At 64.6% G+C, this 16,882-nt stretch carries 22 protein-coding genes and 1 pseudogene; 6 read left to right on the top strand and 17 right to left on the bottom strand.

Features of this window, described 5'->3' with window-relative positions:
• Positions 1 to 3: 3 nt before the first annotated feature.
• From LH400_RS05020 to LH400_RS05010, 3 genes are all read left to right on the top strand, one after another.
• On the top strand, positions 4 to 891 hold the full coding sequence (locus LH400_RS05020; protein WP_229151576.1) for an ABC transporter permease: 888 nt from the start codon (positions 4 to 6) through the stop codon (positions 889 to 891).
• 15 nt (positions 892 to 906) lie between these two features.
• Positions 907 to 2,229, top strand: coding sequence for an NAD(P)/FAD-dependent oxidoreductase (locus LH400_RS05015; RefSeq protein WP_229151575.1), 1,323 nt, complete (start codon positions 907 to 909; stop codon positions 2,227 to 2,229).
• 430 nt (positions 2,230 to 2,659) lie between these two features.
• Complete coding sequence (locus LH400_RS05010; protein ID WP_229151574.1) at positions 2,660 to 3,814, top strand: AAA family ATPase; 1,155 nt, start codon at positions 2,660 to 2,662, stop codon at positions 3,812 to 3,814.
• 38 nt (positions 3,815 to 3,852) lie between these two features.
• Here the strand turns inward: LH400_RS05010 and LH400_RS05005 are convergent, their stop codons facing one another.
• Both LH400_RS05005 and LH400_RS05000 read right to left on the bottom strand, forming a co-directional pair.
• Positions 3,853 to 4,221 carry an antibiotic biosynthesis monooxygenase family protein gene (locus LH400_RS05005; RefSeq protein WP_229151573.1) on the bottom strand — a complete coding sequence of 123 codons (369 nt, stop codon included), beginning with the start codon at positions 4,219 to 4,221 and terminating at the stop codon, positions 3,853 to 3,855.
• 1 nt (position 4,222) lies between these two features.
• Positions 4,223 to 4,696, bottom strand: a complete 474-nt coding sequence (locus LH400_RS05000; RefSeq protein WP_229151572.1) for a hypothetical protein — start codon at positions 4,694 to 4,696, stop codon at positions 4,223 to 4,225.
• A gap of 94 nt (positions 4,697 to 4,790) precedes the next feature.
• On the opposite strand from LH400_RS05000, the gene LH400_RS04995 reads away from it, so the two are divergent.
• Positions 4,791 to 5,255 carry a MarR family winged helix-turn-helix transcriptional regulator gene (locus LH400_RS04995; RefSeq protein WP_229151571.1) on the top strand — a complete coding sequence of 155 codons (465 nt, stop codon included), beginning with the start codon at positions 4,791 to 4,793 and terminating at the stop codon, positions 5,253 to 5,255.
• Here the strand turns inward: LH400_RS04995 and LH400_RS26270 are convergent.
• From LH400_RS26270 to LH400_RS04935, 13 genes and pseudogenes are all read right to left on the bottom strand, one after another.
• Positions 5,201 to 5,407, bottom strand: a complete 207-nt coding sequence (locus tag LH400_RS26270) for a GntR family transcriptional regulator (protein WP_370638335.1) — start codon at positions 5,405 to 5,407, stop codon at positions 5,201 to 5,203. The two genes, LH400_RS04995 and LH400_RS26270, sit on opposite strands and share 55 nt — an antisense overlap.
• Before the next feature lie 303 nt (positions 5,408 to 5,710).
• Positions 5,711 to 5,860, bottom strand: a pseudogene (ccoS, locus tag LH400_RS04990) (cbb3-type cytochrome oxidase assembly protein CcoS); the annotation flags it as partial.
• Positions 5,857 to 6,123, bottom strand: a complete 267-nt coding sequence (locus LH400_RS04985) for a hypothetical protein (RefSeq protein ID WP_229151570.1) — start codon at positions 6,121 to 6,123, stop codon at positions 5,857 to 5,859. The pseudogene ccoS and the gene LH400_RS04985, both read right to left, overlap by 4 nt.
• A 15-nt stretch (positions 6,124 to 6,138) precedes the next feature.
• A complete protein-coding gene (locus LH400_RS04980; protein ID WP_229151569.1) occupies positions 6,139 to 7,032 on the bottom strand; it encodes a DUF2189 domain-containing protein in 894 nt (297 codons plus the stop codon).
• A gap of 41 nt (positions 7,033 to 7,073) precedes the next feature.
• Complete coding sequence (locus tag LH400_RS04975; RefSeq protein ID WP_229151621.1) at positions 7,074 to 7,259, bottom strand: hypothetical protein; 186 nt, start codon at positions 7,257 to 7,259, stop codon at positions 7,074 to 7,076.
• A 19-nt stretch (positions 7,260 to 7,278) separates the two neighbouring features.
• Positions 7,279 to 8,160, bottom strand: coding sequence for a cytochrome-c oxidase, cbb3-type subunit III (gene ccoP / locus LH400_RS04970; RefSeq protein WP_229151568.1), 882 nt, complete (start codon positions 8,158 to 8,160; stop codon positions 7,279 to 7,281).
• The gene (locus tag LH400_RS04965; protein ID WP_229151567.1) at positions 8,157 to 8,321 is read right to left on the bottom strand and encodes a cbb3-type cytochrome c oxidase subunit 3; all 165 of its coding nucleotides are present in this window, start codon (positions 8,319 to 8,321) and stop codon (positions 8,157 to 8,159) included. The genes ccoP and LH400_RS04965 overlap by 4 nt, the downstream gene beginning before the upstream one ends.
• Positions 8,322 to 8,323: 2 nt before the next feature.
• Entirely contained in the window at positions 8,324 to 9,112 is a 789-nt protein-coding gene (gene ccoO / locus LH400_RS04960; RefSeq protein ID WP_229151566.1) for a cytochrome-c oxidase, cbb3-type subunit II, read from the bottom strand.
• A 4-nt stretch (positions 9,113 to 9,116) separates the two neighbouring features.
• Positions 9,117 to 10,778 (bottom strand): cytochrome-c oxidase, cbb3-type subunit I, encoded by a 1,662-nt coding sequence (gene ccoN / locus LH400_RS04955; RefSeq protein ID WP_229151618.1) that lies wholly within the window; start codon positions 10,776 to 10,778, stop codon positions 9,117 to 9,119.
• A 275-nt stretch (positions 10,779 to 11,053) separates the two neighbouring features.
• A complete protein-coding gene (locus tag LH400_RS04950; RefSeq protein ID WP_229151565.1) occupies positions 11,054 to 12,238 on the bottom strand; it encodes an NnrS family protein in 1,185 nt (394 codons plus the stop codon).
• Positions 12,235 to 13,401: a DUF8744 domain-containing protein gene (locus LH400_RS04945; RefSeq protein ID WP_229151564.1), complete on the bottom strand. Its 1,167-nt coding sequence runs from the start codon at positions 13,399 to 13,401 to the stop codon at positions 12,235 to 12,237. The genes LH400_RS04950 and LH400_RS04945 overlap by 4 nt, the downstream gene beginning before the upstream one ends.
• Entirely contained in the window at positions 13,398 to 13,760 is a 363-nt protein-coding gene (locus LH400_RS04940; protein ID WP_229151563.1) for a metal-sulfur cluster assembly factor, read from the bottom strand. Before LH400_RS04940 ends, LH400_RS04945 begins: the two co-directional genes overlap by 4 nt.
• 3 nt (positions 13,761 to 13,763) lie before the next feature.
• Positions 13,764 to 14,006, bottom strand: a complete 243-nt coding sequence (locus tag LH400_RS04935) for a DUF2249 domain-containing protein (protein ID WP_229151562.1) — start codon at positions 14,004 to 14,006, stop codon at positions 13,764 to 13,766.
• Positions 14,007 to 14,234: 228 nt separating this feature from the next.
• Here LH400_RS04935 and LH400_RS04930 point away from each other — a divergent pair, with 228 nt between their 5' ends.
• On the top strand, positions 14,235 to 14,945 hold the full coding sequence (locus tag LH400_RS04930; RefSeq protein ID WP_229151561.1) for a Crp/Fnr family transcriptional regulator: 711 nt from the start codon (positions 14,235 to 14,237) through the stop codon (positions 14,943 to 14,945).
• 3 nt (positions 14,946 to 14,948) lie between these two features.
• On the opposite strand, the gene LH400_RS04925 is transcribed toward LH400_RS04930, so the two are convergent.
• On the bottom strand, positions 14,949 to 15,239 hold the full coding sequence (locus LH400_RS04925; RefSeq protein WP_229151560.1) for a DUF6522 family protein: 291 nt from the start codon (positions 15,237 to 15,239) through the stop codon (positions 14,949 to 14,951).
• Between the two features lie 19 nt (positions 15,240 to 15,258).
• Entirely contained in the window at positions 15,259 to 15,483 is a 225-nt protein-coding gene (locus LH400_RS04920; RefSeq protein WP_229151559.1) for a DUF1858 domain-containing protein, read from the bottom strand.
• Positions 15,484 to 15,626: 143 nt separating this feature from the next.
• Between LH400_RS04920 and LH400_RS04915 the strand changes: the two genes are divergently transcribed.
• On the top strand, positions 15,627 to 16,805 hold the full coding sequence (locus LH400_RS04915) for an NnrS family protein (protein ID WP_229151558.1): 1,179 nt from the start codon (positions 15,627 to 15,629) through the stop codon (positions 16,803 to 16,805).
• Positions 16,806 to 16,882 lie beyond the last annotated feature (77 nt).

Raw genomic sequence — 16,882 nt, 5'->3', positions numbered from 1 at the left:
GGAATGTCCGACGTGACCTTCAACTCCGGGACGGTCGCCGCCCAGCGCTGGTGGCACCGCCGCGCCGTCCGGCGCTTTCTGCGCCACCGCATGGCTCTGTTCGGACTGGCGATCATCGTGATCCTGATCCTCGCCTGCGTCTTGGGGCCCTATCTCCTGCCCTTCGACGATCTCTTCATCGACCTGCGGGCGCGGTTCTCGCCGCCCTTCACCGGCTACCACATCTTCGGCACCGATCCGCTCGGGCGCGACCTCGCCGCGCGACTGTTCATGGCCGGCCGCATCTCGCTTCTCGTCGGCTTCGCGGCCATGGTGATCAGCACCGTCTTCGGCAGCCTGATCGGCATCGTCGCCGGCTATTACGGCGGCAAGATCGGCGTCGTACTGATGCGTTTCGTCGACGCCATGCTGTCCTTTCCGAGTATCTTCCTGCTCCTGGCGCTCGCCGCCTTCATCAAGCCGAGCCCGATCATGATCACCGTCATCATCGCCGCGACGAGCTGGATGGAGATCGCGCGGATCGTCGAGGCCGAGATCAAGTCGCTGCGCGATCGCGACTTCATCCTCGCGGCCCGCACGCTCGGCCTGCCGAACTCCCAGATCATGTTCCGCGAGCTCTTGCCGAACGCGATCGGCCCGATCATCGTGGCCGCGACGCTCACCGTGGCGCGCGCGATCCTGCTCGAAGCCTATGTCAGCTTTCTCGGCTATGGCATCCAGCCGCCGCTGCCGAGCTGGGGCAACATGCTCAACGGTGCGCAGCAATATCTTGCCTCGGCGCCCTGGCTCGCCATCGTGCCCGGCGTCGCGATCACGCTGGCGGTCACCGGCTTCAACTTCGTCGGCGACGGCCTGCGCGACGCGCTCGACGCGCGCAGCGACATCACCTGAGCGAAGGGCCGCACGATGAACCGCTTCTCGCCCTTCGAAGACTCCCTCTGGTTCGCCACCGCCGAGCCGGCGCCGCCGACGCGCGCCCTGGACGAGACGGTCAAGGCGGACGTCTGCGTGGTCGGAGCGGGATATACCGGTCTCACCACCGCCCTCGAACTGGCGCGAAAGGGCGTGTCCGTCGTCGTTGTCGAAGCCCAGGAGGCCGGCTTCGGCGGCTCCGGCCGCAATGCCGGGCACTGCACGCCCACCTTTACCCACTACGACCTCGCCCAGTTGCGCAGGATGCTGGGAGAACCGTGGGCCGCGCGGCTGATCCGCCGCCAGACGCGCGCCAACGACAAGGTCGCGGAGATGATCCGCACCTATCAGATCACCTGCGAATGGCAGCAGAACGGCTATGTCATGGGCGCTCTGCAGCCCGGATCGATCCGCGCGCTCGAACACAAGGTCGCGGAATACAATGCGGTCGGTGCGAGGACCCGCCTGCTTGACCGCGGCGAAGCGGAGGCGATCACAGGCTCTCCGCGCCTGATGGGCGGCTGGCTGCATGAGGAGGGCGGGCATCTCAACCCGCTCGGCTATGCCCGCGGTCTCGCGCGCGCCGTCATGGCTGAAGGGGGCCGGCTCTACACCTCATCGCCCGCGAAATCGGTCGAGCGGCAGGGCGGACAATGGCGGGTGACGACCGCGAAGGGCTCGGTGACGGCCGACAAGGTGATCTTCGCCACCGGCGCCTATACGGTCGAGGGCTGGCCGGGTCTCGAGCGCACCTTCAAGATCATGCGCGTCTTCGTGGCCGCGACGCAGCCGCTTTCGGAAGAGACGCGCCGCAAGGTCCTGCCCAGCAATACCACGATGCACGACGGGCGGGGCGACATCTATGTCTACAAATATGATCGCGCGGGGCGCATCGTCGCCTCGATGTTTCCGATGGGGCGGCGCGGCGCCGACCTCGCCTACACCCGGCAGGTGATGACCGACCGGCTGAAATGGCTGCATCCGGACATTCGCGAGGAGATCCGCTGGGAGTATCTCTGGTTCGGCGAACTCGACATGCAATACCGCACGGTACCGCGCCTCTATGATCTCGCGCCGGGTGTGGTCGGCCTGACGGGCCTGTCCGGGCGCGGCGTGCCAACCGGCTCGATGCTCGGCGGGATCCTGTCGGAATGGGCGATGGACGTGCCGGTGGAGGATCTGGCGCTTCGGCTGGAGCCGCGGCGCTCAGCTCCCTTCTACATGGCGTTCGGACCGCAGCTTTCGCTGCGCTACCACCGGGTCCGGGACTGGCTGTCAGCAAAGGCTTCGGGCGCGCCGCTCCCGCCGCATGCCTGAAGCGCCGGGCGAAAAAGTGGAAACCGGTGTCTCGGCCACCCGGCGCGTTACCAAGGAGATCGAGAGCATCGAGCGATGCAGATTTGTCGCCCGATGCTCCAGCCGGCAGTGGAGTTGTGCCTGACGCTCCTCGACGATCCGACGGGCGGCATCCGATCGAACTGTCGGGACGTGCTCATGCTCGCCGGGCCGCTCGCCGACACCACGCTGCCGATGCGGCGTCTGGCGCCGAACCGGCGCCTCCTTTGCATGGCGCCCTCGTATCTGAAGGCTCGGGGTCATCCATCCTGTCCGCGAGGTCTCGCGCGGCATGCCCGCGACGTGATCCGAGAGGATCGGGCCGAGCGAAATCGTGCCGCCTCAACCCCATTGTTGCCAAGGCGATATGCTCTCGATCTCGAGGCAGACGGAGGGGGAGAAGGAGCCTCGGTTGATTACGACACTGGCCATATCGGGCTACCGCTCGTTGCGCGACCTCATCGTGCCGCTGGGGCGGCTGACGATCATTACCGGCGCGAATGGCAGCGGAAAGACCAGTCTCTACCGCGCTCTTCATCTGTTGGCCGAGACCGCGCAGGGTCGGCTCGTCGGTTCGCTTGCTTCAGAAGGAGGTTTGCCCTCGACGCTTTGGGCGGGACCGGAGGTGATAGGCCGAATGGTGCGGGCAGGCGTTCATCCTGTTCAGGGGACGGTGCGCAAGCGGCCGGTCGCCCTCAGGCTCGGTTTCGGGAGCGATGATTTCGGCTACGCGATCGACCTCGGGATGCCCAGCCCCGGGAACCCTTTCCCCCTCGACCCTGCAATCAAAGTCGAGGCGATGTGGACCGGAGAGACGCTTCGTCCTGCGGCGATGTTCGCCGAGCGTCGCGGGCCGTTCGTGCGGCTGCGAACTGCCCGCAGTCACTCGTGGCGCGAGGTCACGCACGACCTTTCGCCATTCGACTCGATGGTGACTCACTGTGCCGATCCGGTGGACGGCGCCGAGCTGCTGGCCATGCGCGAGCGAATGCGCGACTGGCGCTTCTATGATTCGCTGCGTACCGATCCCGCAGCACCTGCACGCCGTCGCCAAGTGATGACCTATACGCCAGTGCTGGCAGGCGACGGGGCGGATCTCGCCGCGGCGATCGCGACGATCCGAGCGATTGGTGACTGCGATGCGCTTGATGCGGCGATCGAGCACGCCTTCCCGGGCTCCAGCCTCACCACCGAGGCCGATGGTCATCATGGCGGCATCCAGTTCCACCAGCCGGGCCTCCTGCGGCCACTGGGGGCGGCCGAACTGTCTGACGGAACGCTACGCTTCCTGCTGCTCGTGGCGGCGCTTCTGTCGCCACGCCCGCCCGAACTGATGGTTCTGAACGAGCCGGAGGCAAGCCTTCACCAGTCGCTTATGCCCGCGCTGGCCCGCCTCGTGGTGACGGCGTCCCCTGAAAGGCAGATTGTCCTCGTAAGCCACAGCGACACGCTGATCCGTGCGATCGAACGCAAAGGCGCGGTGAACGAGATCCGCTTGGCGAAGAATTTCGGCGAAACCTTTTCCCCCGATCTGGATACGCCGACTTGGGTGTGGCCCAGACGGTAACGGTGCCCGTCGATAGACTTGATTATGCATCCGTGGCGTCAGGCCACGCAGATACCGGGTACTTCCACCTTGCGGAATAGGTGCGGGCTGGCTGTTGCGCTATCCGGATAAGCCCCGAGCTGCGCCTGAAATTCGCGATTGCTGAATGCCGCCCGGAAGTGGGCGGTAGACTGCCACACCGCGTAGTTCAGGAACATGCCGCTCCCTGCGATCCCCCTATGAAGCTGAGTCGAGATGAATCCCGGCTGCCGCTTCATCACGAAGGCGTCGTTCGTCCAAGCCTCAAGCAGCCTGTCGGCGTCTTCTGGGGGCACCACGAACGTGTTGATCAGGATCACAGGACCGCCCTCATCTGCCAGTTGGGACGCCAGCGATACGGTCGGGTCCATTTCTGCGAATTTCGCCATCTCAGACTCCTCTGCTGGTGGTCGGGTGCGTTTTGGCGGGGCGTCGGAAACGGCCCTTCATCTTGAAGCCGTCGCGCATGTTGAGGCCAAGCAGCGTGATGTTGACGGCACCGGCGAACAGTTCGAGCGCCTGCACCGCATAGAAAGCAGCGTCGAACTCTCCGGCTTGCGCCCTGGAGGCGAGGAACAGCGCCGAGGGCACGAGGACCAGGAGACCGTTGGCTGCGCTGACCGCCATGCGCCTGATCTTCGTGATGATCAGTTGGGGCCGTCGCCCCCTCGACAAATTGAAGCCGCTGCCACCAGTGGCCGCAAGCGCCGGGATGAGCAGCAGGAAGCCCCATGGGATCGCGGTTTTAACGGCAGCAACCGTCTCCGCCGAGGCGAACAGTTCGCTGAGGGCGGTGGCCAGCCAAAAGACTGCGATGGTCAGGACGGCAACCCCTCCCGCGACTGGATGCACGATCTTGATCATGGCTGCCTCGGTTCAATATGGTGCTATGATGTCAATCCAGCGCAAGGCTTAGCGGTATTGACATGATGTTGTCAATGACGCTGCTAAAACCCATATGGAAATGATGAAGCGATCACCAGCCGGAACAGCCTTGAGTGAGACGATTTTCGGCCTGTTGAGGCTGAACAGCCGTCTGCTTACGGCAGGTGACAGGCTTGTTGCGAGCCTCGGACTGACAAGCGCCCGATGGCAAATTCTCGGCACAATCGTAGCGGCGGAGCGTCCGCAGCCTGTGGCATGGATTGCCCGTGACATGGGCGCGAACCGGCAGAACATTCAGCGCATCGTCAACGACTTGGAGAGGGATGGGCTCGTCGAATTCCAGCCAAACCCTCATCATCGGAGGGCGCAGCTCGTCGTTCTGACCAACAAAGGAATGAAGGCTTACGACGACGCCATGCGGCTGCAAGCGCCGTGGGTGAATGCCCTATCCGAAGGCCTCCAGACCGAAGACGTCGAGGCGACCTATAGGGTCATCTCCGCTCTGAGGCTCAAGCTGGAAGAGGGCGACGCACCGTAAACGCTCGTTCCTGCGGAGCTGTAGCGCCTGATGATTTCGAGCGCTGGCGAGCCCAGCTCGGCGTCGAGCAGTTCGGCCACGGATCCATCCAACATGGTTGGCCGGATCACCTGAACCGTCTCATCAAAAACTACCCCGTGCCGCTCCGCGATCCGGTCGGCAACCAGCCCGCGATGGCCTTCGGTACCAACCAGCTTCCGGCCTCTTGCCGCACGGCAGCGCGCGATTATGTTTCAGTCATGATTTCGAAATCACAGCTTCCGACTGATTTGGTCTCGATCCTGGCGATGGTTTTTGGCGCCGCAGTGATCGTACCCAGCCTGATTGCGTTGGTCTTCGTCCTTACGGCCGTTGCCGGCCTGGTGTTCTGACCTTGAGGTGGCATTGGCTTCACTCGACTGATCGGGCCGGGCGCGCGACGGCCGGCGCGGTGAAGCGGGATCGCGCTTGGCAGGAGTGATCGGCTTGTCCTCGTCGATGAGGATGCGTTCGGCCGCGCCGTCGAGATCCCCGTATTGGCCGTTCCTGAGCGACCAGAGAAAGGCGCAGAGTCCGACAAGCCCCATGCCGAGGGCGATCGGGACGAGATAGATCAGGCTGCTCACGATATGGCCTGGACCGTGCGCCCCGAGCGGCGCACCTGCCGCTCCCCTTCGACGAACTCACTGCGGAACCTGTAGCGCCCCGGCCGGAGGGAGTTCGCCATCACCAGCAGGGACGATCCGGACATGGCGAGGGCCGAAAGCGTCACTTGCCGCACGCCGTCCGAAACAATTCGGCGCGCGAGCAGGATTTCCTGTTCCGCCCTGCTTCCCAGGTGCGGACCTTCGTCCGGAAAGACACAGGCGTTCTGGGCGCAGCAGCTCATGGCGTGCTCACCGGCTTAGTCCCGCGCAAGCTCGGCCGGGCCCGTAAAGTGCTCGCCGGACGCTGCAGGCAATGGAGCATCGCTTCTCGAAAGGTCCGGTCGGCAGATCGCTTCGTAGGCGTGCCACGTGGCATGGCCGAGCAGCGGGAACACCACGATCAGGCCCAGGAGCCCTGTCAGGAGGGCGATGGCTGACAATCCGAGCACGATTGCGCCCCAGGCCAGCATGACGGGCACGTTGTTCCAGACGAGCGCCATGCTGCGGCTCATGGCCGTGACGGCGTCTGTCCGCTCGTTCAGCAGCATGGGAATCGAGAAGGCGCCGGTGGCAAAGGAGAATGAGGCGAACAGGCCGCCGACGATCGTTCCCGTCAAGAGCATTCCCCAGCCCGTCCCGGTCGTCAGGAGGACCGCGGTCATGTGGTCGAAGCCCGGAAACGGGCGATAACCGAAGAACAGGGCGTAGATCAGCACGGCGGCGCGCACCCAAAGGAGCATCACCAGGCAGAGAAGAACCCCGACGAAGAAGATCTGGCCAGTCCCGGAACGGGCGCGAACGGCGAGCATGTCGTTGAGAGAAACCGGAGTCTCGGTCCGGATCGCACGGCTCTTCTGGTAGAGGCCGACCGCCAGGACTGGGCCGACGACCAGGAAGCCTGCGAGCGCCGGAAAGAGAATCTGCCCCCAGCCGTAGGAAAACAAGCCCGAAACGACCAGGACGGAAACGAGGAATACCGCGAGACCATAGGCCAGGCTGGGGCCCGGCTGCGCCATGAGATCCCGCCAGCCTGCACGCAGCCAGTTCAGAGCCGTGGCAGGCGGCAGATGGCGCTGCAGTTCTGGCGAGAGGGTTTCTCTCACATCCGAGGTTTCGGTGAGGAGACCGTATCTCTCGTCGTTTTCGTTCATGTCTTCCTCCTCGGCGTGATGATGTCCGGACATGGCGGCCGTCAGCAGGCAGATTTTGCTGCGCGGAATTGGCCGGGTTTGCTGCCGGGCTCCTTCAGATGCGCCACGCAGTCGGGTTGCGAAGTCAATGCAACATAGAACAGGTGCGCATTGGCTCCGGCGAAGATCAGCATGCCCGCCAGGACGAGAAGAATGACGAGCGGCCGGATTGCGAAAGATCTGCGCATCTGATCGTCCGGTTCTGGGTTACGGCCGTGCGACGCTCAATGAATGCACGTAGAGCGCCAAGATCTTGATATCGACGGGCGTCAGCCGCTCTTCCCAGGTGGGCATATGGCCCTGGCGACCGCCGTGGACGCTGCTGATGATCGTCGCAAGATCTCCGCCGTATATCCATGCCGTGTCCGTGAGGTTGGGTGCCCCGATTTCCTGGGAGCCTCGCGCGTCTTCACCATGGCAAGGCGCACAAGTCGTCACGAAGACTTCGTGTCCTGCCTCGATCCGGTCGATGTTCGCGGCAGTGGAATATTCGGGATGGCTGAGCGAATAGACGTAGTTCGCCACGTTGACCACCTGCTTGCGCTCGAGCATCTGGTCGCGTCCGAAGGCTGGCATCTGACCCATCCGGCTTTCGCCATGGGGCGAGTTGATGCCGACGCGCAGCGTTTCCGCGATGGTTTCCGGTTCGCCCCCCCAGATCCAGTCATCATCCGTCAGATCGGGGTAGTTGCTGCCCCCCGTTGCATCCGCCCGGTGGCAGGCTGCGCAATTGTCGCCGAAGAGCTTGTGTCCAGTCTGTCTGACGATGTCCATCAGTTGTTCGTTCGCTTGAATCTCGTCGAAGCTCAGCGAAGCGATCTTCTCTTCCCATGCCGACCTTGCGACGGCCGCCTGGGCGAGTTGCTGTTCGACCCGCTCGTGTTGGTTCGTTCCCAGGAGGCCCTTGGTGTAGGTCCACCCCAGCGGCCAGGCCGGCATCAGGAACCACCAGAGGATGGCGAATACGTGAGTCACGATGAGGAAGATGAGGATGCCCTTGGGGACGGGCGTATCGAGCTCCTTGATCCCGTTCCATTCGTGACCGGTGGTCTCGCGGCCGCTGACGGCGTCGCGTTCTCTGGCGGTCATGGCCTGTCCTCCTTGTCCAGGATCGTCTTCTTGGCCCGGTCGAACCGCTTCTTGTTCGAGGGCCGGAAGGTGTAGATCAGGACGCCGATGCTCAGGGCGATCAGATAGAACAACCCCCAGCTCTTCGAGAAGGCGACGACCGTGGCGTGGTCTATGTCCATGTTCATCGCCTTCCGGACGAAGTGGCGGATCCCGCTGCGAGGTCCTCGGCGTCCGGTGCTTCTTCCGGCGCGGCCGTGTTTTGGTACGCGGCATCCGTCAGGGTTCCCAGAACCTGAAGGTAGGCAACAAGAGCGTCCATCTCGGTCAGTTCCGTCGTCACCCCGTCGAAGGCACTGATCTGCGCCTTATCCCCATACCGTTCCTTCACGCCGGCGGCGTAGTCGCTGTCGGGCAAGGCTTGTCCCAGCGCGTCCCGGGCCGCGTTGGCGATCATCTCATCGGTGTAGGGAACACCGATCCGCTGCTGGGCCGCGAGATGAAGGCCAAGATCCTCGGTTCGCAGGGAGGTGCGGGCGAGCCACGGATAGCCCGGCATGTTCGACTGAGGCACGACGTCGCGGGGATTCGTCAGGTGCGCGACGTGCCAGATGTCGGAATACTTGCCGCCGATGCGCGCCAGGTCAGGCCCGGTTCGCTTCGAGCCCCACAACATCGGATGGTCATAACGCGACTCCACTGCGAGGGAGTAAGGACCGTAGCGATCGACGTCGTCCCGCAGTGTGCGGATCATCTGCGAGTGGCACGCATAGCATCCCTCCCGCATGTAGACGTTGCGGCCCGCCAGCTCGAGTGGCGTATATGGCCGCATGTCGGGAGCTTCCTCGACGGTCTCGTCGATCGTGAACAGAGGAGCGATCTCGATGATCCCGCCGACGCTCGCGGCCGCGATGATCGCGAGAACGAATCCGATGGCGGTTCGCTCGATCTTTCGGTGAAACAGTTCGGCCATGACTTCACTCCGCCGGGGTGGTCGCCGTGCCTTCGGCCCAGCGGGCGTCCGGCAGGTCCTTGAGCGCCGTCTCGGCGGCTGCGGGGCTGGCGCGGACCGTCATCCAGATGTTGTAACAGCCGACGATGGCGCCGAGCAGAAACAGAAGTCCTCCGATCGTCCGGGCAATGTAGTAGGGATACATGGCGACAAGGGAGTCGAGGAAGGAGTAGGCGAGGGTGCCGCTTTCCGTATAGGTGCGCCACATCAGCCCCTGGACGATCCCGGAGTTCCACATCGCGAAGACGTAGATCAGCGTGCCGATCAGCGCGAGCCAGAAATGGACCTCGACCAGCGCCGCCGAATACATCCTTTCCCGCTTCCAGAGCGACGGCACCAGCGTGTAGATCGAGCCGAACGTGATGAGTGCAACCCAGCCAAGCGCCCCGGCATGCACATGTCCGACGGTCCAGTCCGTGTAATGCGAGAGCGAGTTTACGGGACGGATGGCGAGGAAGGATCCTTCGAACGTCGATAGCCCGTAGAATACGGCCGCAACGAACATGAAGCGCAGCGTCGCGTCGTCGCGGACCTTGTGCCACGCGCCGTTGAGGGTCAGGATCGCGTTGCCGGCCGAGGCCCACGAGGGGACCAGCAGCATGACGGAAAACGTCATTCCGAGGGTCTGCACCCAGTGGGGCAGGGCCGTGTAGTGCAGGTGGTGAGAGCCCGCCCACATGTAGAAGAAGGTGATGCCCCAGAAGCTGAGGATCGACAGGCGGTAGGAGAAGATCGGCCGTTCGGCCCGCTTCGGCAGATAGTAGTACAACATGCCGAGAAAGCCGGCGGTCAGGAAGAAGGCCACGGCGTTGTGGCCATACCACCACTGCACCATCGCGTCCTGGACGCCCGACCAGATCGGATAGCTCCAGGCGTGACCAAGGGACACCGGTATCGCGAGGTTATTGACGATGTGCAGGATCGCCACGACCACGATGAACGCCATGAAGTACCAGTTGGCGACGTAGATGTGCGGTTCCTTCCGCCGGGCGATCGTCCGCAGAAAGAGGACGAAGTACGTCACCCAGACGACGACCAGCCACAGGTCGGCGTACCATTCCGGTTCGGCATACTCCTTCGACTGCGTCAGACCCATCAGGTAGCCGGTGACGGCAAGAAAGCAGAAGAGGTTGTAGCCGAGGAGCACGAACCAGGGGCTCACCTGGCCAGCAAGCCGCGCCCGCGATGTCCGCTGCACGACATGGAAGGATGTGGCGATCAGGGCATTGCCGCCGAAACCGAAGATGACGCCGGTCGTATGGGCAGGCCGGAGGCGACCGAAGCTGAGCCATGCCGTCTCGAAGTTGAGAAATGGCCAGGCCAGTTCCGCGGCGACCCAGACGCCGACGAACATGCCAAAGACGGCCCAAAGCATCGACAATGCGACACCGACCTTGATCGGGTCGTCGTAGTACTCCGACGGACGCCGGCTGACATCTGGCTCCGGGCTATCGAGGCGGGACAGCAGGAGGACGATCAGCGCGACGCTCCCGACGAGCACGAAGGCACCGTGGACGCCGAGGGGATCGTTGCGTCCCGCTATCGCGAGCGCCAGTCCGCACAGCGCAACCGCTGCTGCGATCAAGATGCCCACTTCCCGTTCGCCGCGTGTGAGTTGTGAAACCATCATCTGGTCTCCATTGATTTGGCTACCCTGCGGAGCACTCGCCGCGGATGGTCATCTGTCGCCGCCACGAATCGCCGCCTCATCTTTCTAGTGCAGGTGTTCGGAATGATAAAATCGCGATTCCCCGCTGGATCGCCTAAAGCAGTGAATTCATGGCGCTTACTTTTCAACAAGATCGGTTTCGCTCCTTGGGCCGGAACGACACCATTCGTTGGCTGCCGTCTTCAGCACCGAAACTTAGTTGCCGCCTATGTTTCTCGCGTTTTTTCCGGGGACTACGACGCGCTTCCCCGTCTCGTGAGAAGAAGTCCGGCATAACCGGCAGCAAAGCCGAGGAAGGCCGCCGCCCAGGCAAGTCCCGCCACATCGAGAAGGATGAGATAGGCGCCACCGGCATAAGGGGCGGCCATTCGGGCGAAGGTGCCAACTAGCACCAGCACGAACAGGGTCGTCTCGAAGGTACCGGCCGTCAACGGCCGTCCCGAGTGGCCGCGAGCGGCGCGGATCATCACCGCCAGCGTCATCAGGCCGAATGTGCCCGCCGTCCAGACATGCAGCGCCGCGGCCGGCTCGACGAGCGCCGGGGCGACGATCCCGGCTGTGACGGCGGCAAAGCCAAGAGGCACCGTGGCGAAGGCGACGTGAAGAACGAAGAGCAACGGCTCCGAGCGTGTCGCAAGACCGCACCAACGCGTCAGCCGCGCCGTGTTCAGGCCGGCCGCCGCAAAGAGCAGAGCCGCGGCCGAGAGATGGTCCGGCAGCGCCGTCCACACGCCCAGCGCGGCCAACGAGACGGTCAAGGCGACCGTATCGAGAGTGCTGAACGGGGCCGGAAGCCGGGTTGCCTCGCGCGCCTTGAGCCAGTTGCGGGTGAAGGCGGGGACGATGCGTCCGCCGATCAGCATGACGAGGGCGAGCACGAATGCGATGCCGGCCCGCACGCTCGTCTCCGCAAGCCCCGTGCTGGCAACTTCCATCTGAAAGCCGAAATCGGCGAGCGCGATCAGCACGATCAGGACGAGGACGCGCAGGTTGCGCCAGTTGCCGGCGGCGATCACCTCGCGGCCGAACACCAGGGCGAGACCGGGCAGGAACAGAAGATCGACAGCGGCGGCCGGCCAGAACCCGATAATGGTCGAGACCGACGTGGCGAGGCGACCCGCCAGCCACAAGATCACGAGAGCGAGCAGGAGCCCGCCCGAGACGGGCGGGCGGCCCGTCCAGTTGCTCACCGCCGTCAAGGAAAAGCCGGCGATGATGGCGGGTATCGCGCCAAAGAGCATCGTGTGAACGTGCCAGTCGCGCGGGATGAACGCGCTGGGCAGTTCGGCACCCGACAGGACGAAAAGCCAGACCAGCACCGAAGCCGCCATCGCCAGGGCGCCGAGGAAGAAGAAGGGCCGAAAGCTGACCGAAAGCCAGTGGGGATGGCGGGACAAGGAGCGTGCCGTCGCGGTCATCTGATTCCCCTTTCGGGGCTTGCGTTGGATTGTGCGCCCCGAGCCGGCTGGCCGATCCGGGCGGAACCGGGTTTTGCTTCACCGGCCGCGCCGGCGTCGGGGCCCTCGTCGGTTTTGCCGACCAGCGCCGTCATGGCCAGGAGTGCGCCGTAGAGGAGAATGGCGACGATCGTCGCCCAGGCCGCAACCGGCAGGATGTCGAAGCGGCCCGAAAGGTCGGCGCCCACTCGTAGCGCCACGGCTGCCTGGATAAGGGCCGTCGGCAGATAGAGCAGCGGCGTGTAACGAACCGTCGCTCCGGCGACCGCCGGAAGGATGATCGGCGCGTGCGCGAAGACCATGGACAGGACAAAGCCGAGGCCGATCGCGTGCACCGCCGCGTCGTGACCGAAGGCGGCGACGCCCGGTGGCGCGGCGACGACACCGAGCGCCGCGACCAGGAGCCAGACATATCCCGCGAGGAGGCAGAAGGCCGAATAGCGCGCCAGGCCCCTGGTGCGGACGGTCTTGCGGGCGATGTCGTGAACGAGCAGCCAGGTCGCCAGAGCGGCGAGTGACGCGCCGAAGAGCCATGAGCCGCTCCAGGGTTCGCCGCCGGCCAGCGCCATGGTGAAGAGAGCGATGATGCCGGTGATGACGAGTTTCGCCAGATCCGAGGTCGCCATCAGCCTGGACAATTCGATCCGTTCGCCGGCGATCGTCAGGATGAGAAAACCGAGCCAGATATAGGTGACGTCCGTGATGGTCCGGCCGCTGAGCCACAGCGCGTTCGCCCATACGAAAAAGGCCGCGCCCATCGTCATGACGGCGGCAAACAGCGTCGGCTGCCGCCAGCAGGCGAGACCCGTGAGTAGCGTAAGGCCCAGCCCGGCGAGGAGGAAGCCGGCCGCCGCCGCCTGCTCGAAACCGGTGACGAGGCTCACCACGCCTGCCAATGAAAGGAGCGGCACCATCAATGCCGCGCTCCGACCATCGGCGACGGCGCGCTCCAGGCCGATCAGGGTTCCGAAGAAGCCGGCGATCATCAGCGCGCCGTGAAACTCCATCGCCGAGGCGGGGGAGGGCGAAATGCCGAGACGCGCAAGCCCGCCCGTCAGGCCCATGACGAGCGAAGCGGCGGCAAGGCCGGCCGCGGCCGGGCGCAAGATGCGAGACGGGGTCATGCCAGCTTGAACAGGCGGGAAAAGGCGGCCTTCAATGCGCCTGCCACCGCTGACGGGTGAGGCTCGAAATGGGCCCGGACCTCGGGAGAGGCCAGCGCCGGACTCCACTCCGCCGAGCGATCGAGGGAAACGCTCACCCGCCAGTTACCACCGATGCGACTTTCCACGGCAACCTTCGCCGTTTCGGCGATCAACGAGCCGATCGGGCAGGTCGGTGTCGTCATCATCATCACGATGTCCACCCGATCCTCGTCGATCGCGACCGAACGAACGAGCCCGAGATCGACGACATTCACCCCGAGTTCCGGGTCGTCCACCGTCCGCAGGGCGCGGCGGACGGTGTTTTCAACAACGTCCATCGTTCAGCCCCGCGTGATCCTGACGCGCCATTCGCGCGGGCCGGCTTCGACATAGGTCCAGTCGTAGGAACCGTCGGCGCGTGCGTCGAAGTGGCCGCGCAGCGGCGCCGGATCGTGATCGTTGACGATCTCGAACGCCTGTCCGGATTCGAGAGCGTCGAACATCCCGAATATGGTCGCGCGGCGGGTGGTGCATGGCAAGCTGCGTAGGTCGAGTACCGCGCGGACGTCTGACATGGTGGTCATCGGCAGGAATCCTGTTTGACGAGGTTCCGGTTTTGCCAGCTTGGCCTGCGTGCATCGTTGTCCGGGCGCAAACTCGCCGCACAACCTTCTGGGTGGAGCGGCAAGGCCGTTCCGGCCGGCCTTGCCGCTCCACCTTTCCTGGATCGTTGTGGCGAGGCGGATCGTTGAGTAGAGGTGCCGGCTTGCAGGCGCGCACGAGAATCACGAGAGCGCCGATGGAGACGAAGGATGACAGCCCAGCGGATAGACAGGTCCGTGCTGAAGGAGCTCGACATCTTCGCCACGATGGCGGACGAGGACCTGGACGCGGTTCTGCAATCGGCCCACACGCGCCGACTGGCGACCGGTATGTCCGTCTTCAATCAGGGCGATCCGGCCGCCGAGTTCTTCGCACTCCTGCATGGCCGGTTGAAAGTGACCCAGACCGCTCCGGACGGCCAGCAGATCCTCGTTCGACACGTTCATCCGGGCGATATCTACGGCATCGCCAAGGCGATCCGCCGCAGCGACTATCCCGGCACGGCGACGGCCGTGGTCGAAAGCCTGACGATGGTCTGGCCCATGAGCCAGTGGGATTTTCTCGTCGCGCGCTGCCCGGCTCTGGCCGTCAATGCACTGGCGACGGTCGGCGAGCGCCTTCAGGAAGCCCATACGCGTATCCGCGAGCTTGGGACGGAAGGGGTCGAGCGGCGAGTGGCTCACGCGCTGCTGCGCCTCGTTCACCAGGCGGGGCGAAAGACGGAGGAGGGCATTCTGATCGACTTCCCCATCACGCGTCTCGATATCGCGGAGATGACCGGCGCAACGCTGCATACCGTCAGCCGTCTGTTGAGCGCCTGGGAAGGTCGGGGGCTGGTTTCCAGCTCCCGCAAGAAGATCGTCGTGTGCAATCCGCACGGCCTTGTCGCCCTCGCGGATGGCCAGGCCGAACAGGACTGAAATTCACGGTGCCGGACGGTGCAGCGCGGCGGGCAACTCCTCTCCCGCAAACGCGATCGAGGAGCGGCGCAGCACCTGGCCGCTCTCGTCGACGATCAGGGTCAGGCGAGTGCCACGATGGAAGAAGACGAGCCGAAACGTCCCGGCATCCTCGCCTCCGCCCTGATCCAGCCGGCTGGTGATCTTCCCTTCCCGCATCAGCAATTGAACATCCCCGACAGGGAGCTCGAAGCCTTCGGCGACGAGCGCCGCTTCTATGTCGAAGCCGTCTGGTGTGGGCGTGATTTGCGTCATGTCCAATTTTCCGTCCTCATCAGGCCAGGGATCCATCGACGGACAGGACGTCCGCCAGCTCCGCCAGCAACGACTCCAGCTCGACCCCATGCTCGAGACAGGCGTCGGCGATCGTGTGGATCGGGGCGAAGGGGCACCCGACGCAGAGCATCCGCCGTCGAATGAAGACCGGAATCGCGGCCTTGTGGCGTCTGAGAAGGTCGTCGACGGCGAGGTCGGGTCGGATGGCGGAAAGATGCGGCACGGCTGTCATCGGTTCATGAATTCAGGTGGCCTGATCAAAGGAGTGTAGCGCCGGTCATCGCGGTCTTCTTTGCTCGGGAACAACGTTGACGAGCATTCGTGCCTCTATTGCGCATGATCAGCACAACAGAGGGTGTCTGTCTCATGTCCGCGTCCCCGAGGCTGGTCGCATCCCGGATGAGGACGGAGGCGGGATGGCTGTTCGCCGCCTCTTTTCGTCCGTTCTTTCTCGGCGCCTGTCTTCATGCCGCCGCCGCCGTGCCGCTCTGGGCGTGGATGTTCGTTTCCGGAGTTGGCGAGGTCGCTCATCTGTCGCCGCTCACATGGCATGCCCACGAGATGGTGTTCGGATTTCTGCCCGCCGTCATTGCCGGTTATCTCCTGTCGGCGACGCCGAACTGGTCGGGCAAGCTGCCGGCTTCCGGCTATCGCCTCGCCGCGCTGTTCGCGCTCTGGCTCGCAGGGCGCGTCCTGCCGCTCGTCCTGCCGTTCTGGCCGGGGACGATCGTCGATGCGATCTTTCCGCTGACGCTGTTCCTGGTTCTTGCCCGCGAGGCGCGGGTCAAGTCGGCGCAGCAGTCGCGCCATGGCCTGATGCTGTTTCCGCTCCTGGCTCTCGCTTCGATCGCCCATCGTCTTTCGGCCGGCGACGCCGAAGCCGCAGCCATTCTCGCCCGCACGGGGATCAGCGTGGGTGCGCTGCTGATCGCGGCAGTCGGAGGCAGGTTGGTGCCGAGCTTCACCCGAAATGCCCTGTCCGGTGCGCGTGCCGAGCGGGTGCCGGAACCCTATGGCCGATTCGACATCGCCGTTCTGTTTGTCGCCTCCGCCGGACTGGTGTCCTTTGTCGTCGCACCGGCTCATCCGGTGACGGCTGCGACGATGATGGGGGCGGGCGTACTCCATGTCGTTCGCCTGCTGCGTTGGCGGGGATGGCTGCTCCGCGAAATGGGCCTTGCGGCGCTTCATCTGGGCTATGGATGGCTCGCGGCGGGGACGCTGCTCGCGGGGCTGGCCGCCCGGCCGTTTCTTCTGGTTCCGCCCGACAGCGCCCTCCATGCCCTGACTGCGGGCGCCATCGGCACGATGACGCTCGCCGTCATGGGGCGCCTGTCGGCGACGCGAGGGCAGGGACGCCGCGCCGCGCCGCAGCCGATACGCCTGGCCCTGATCGCCGCGAATCTGGCAGCTCTGGCGCGTGTGGCAGCGCCTCTGGTCGCGGAGTTTTACGTGCCGCTTCTCGGCATCAGCGCGGTGCTCTGGCTCCTCGCCTTCGCATTTCTGCCGCTAGCCCATCTGCGGCCGCCCCTCGGCGTGAAATGAGTGCCGAGTTTGCGCAACCGCAAAGTCGGCCCCGGTCTCCCGACCTACAGCAACGACACGAAGACCGGAGGCCGTTT

The organism is Jiella soli (assembly GCF_020615385.1).
Lineage (GTDB): Bacteria > Pseudomonadota > Alphaproteobacteria > Rhizobiales > Rhizobiaceae > VKMB-3413.
Note: the sequence above shows the minus strand (reverse complement) of the source record. Positions and strands in the feature narration are given on the sequence as shown.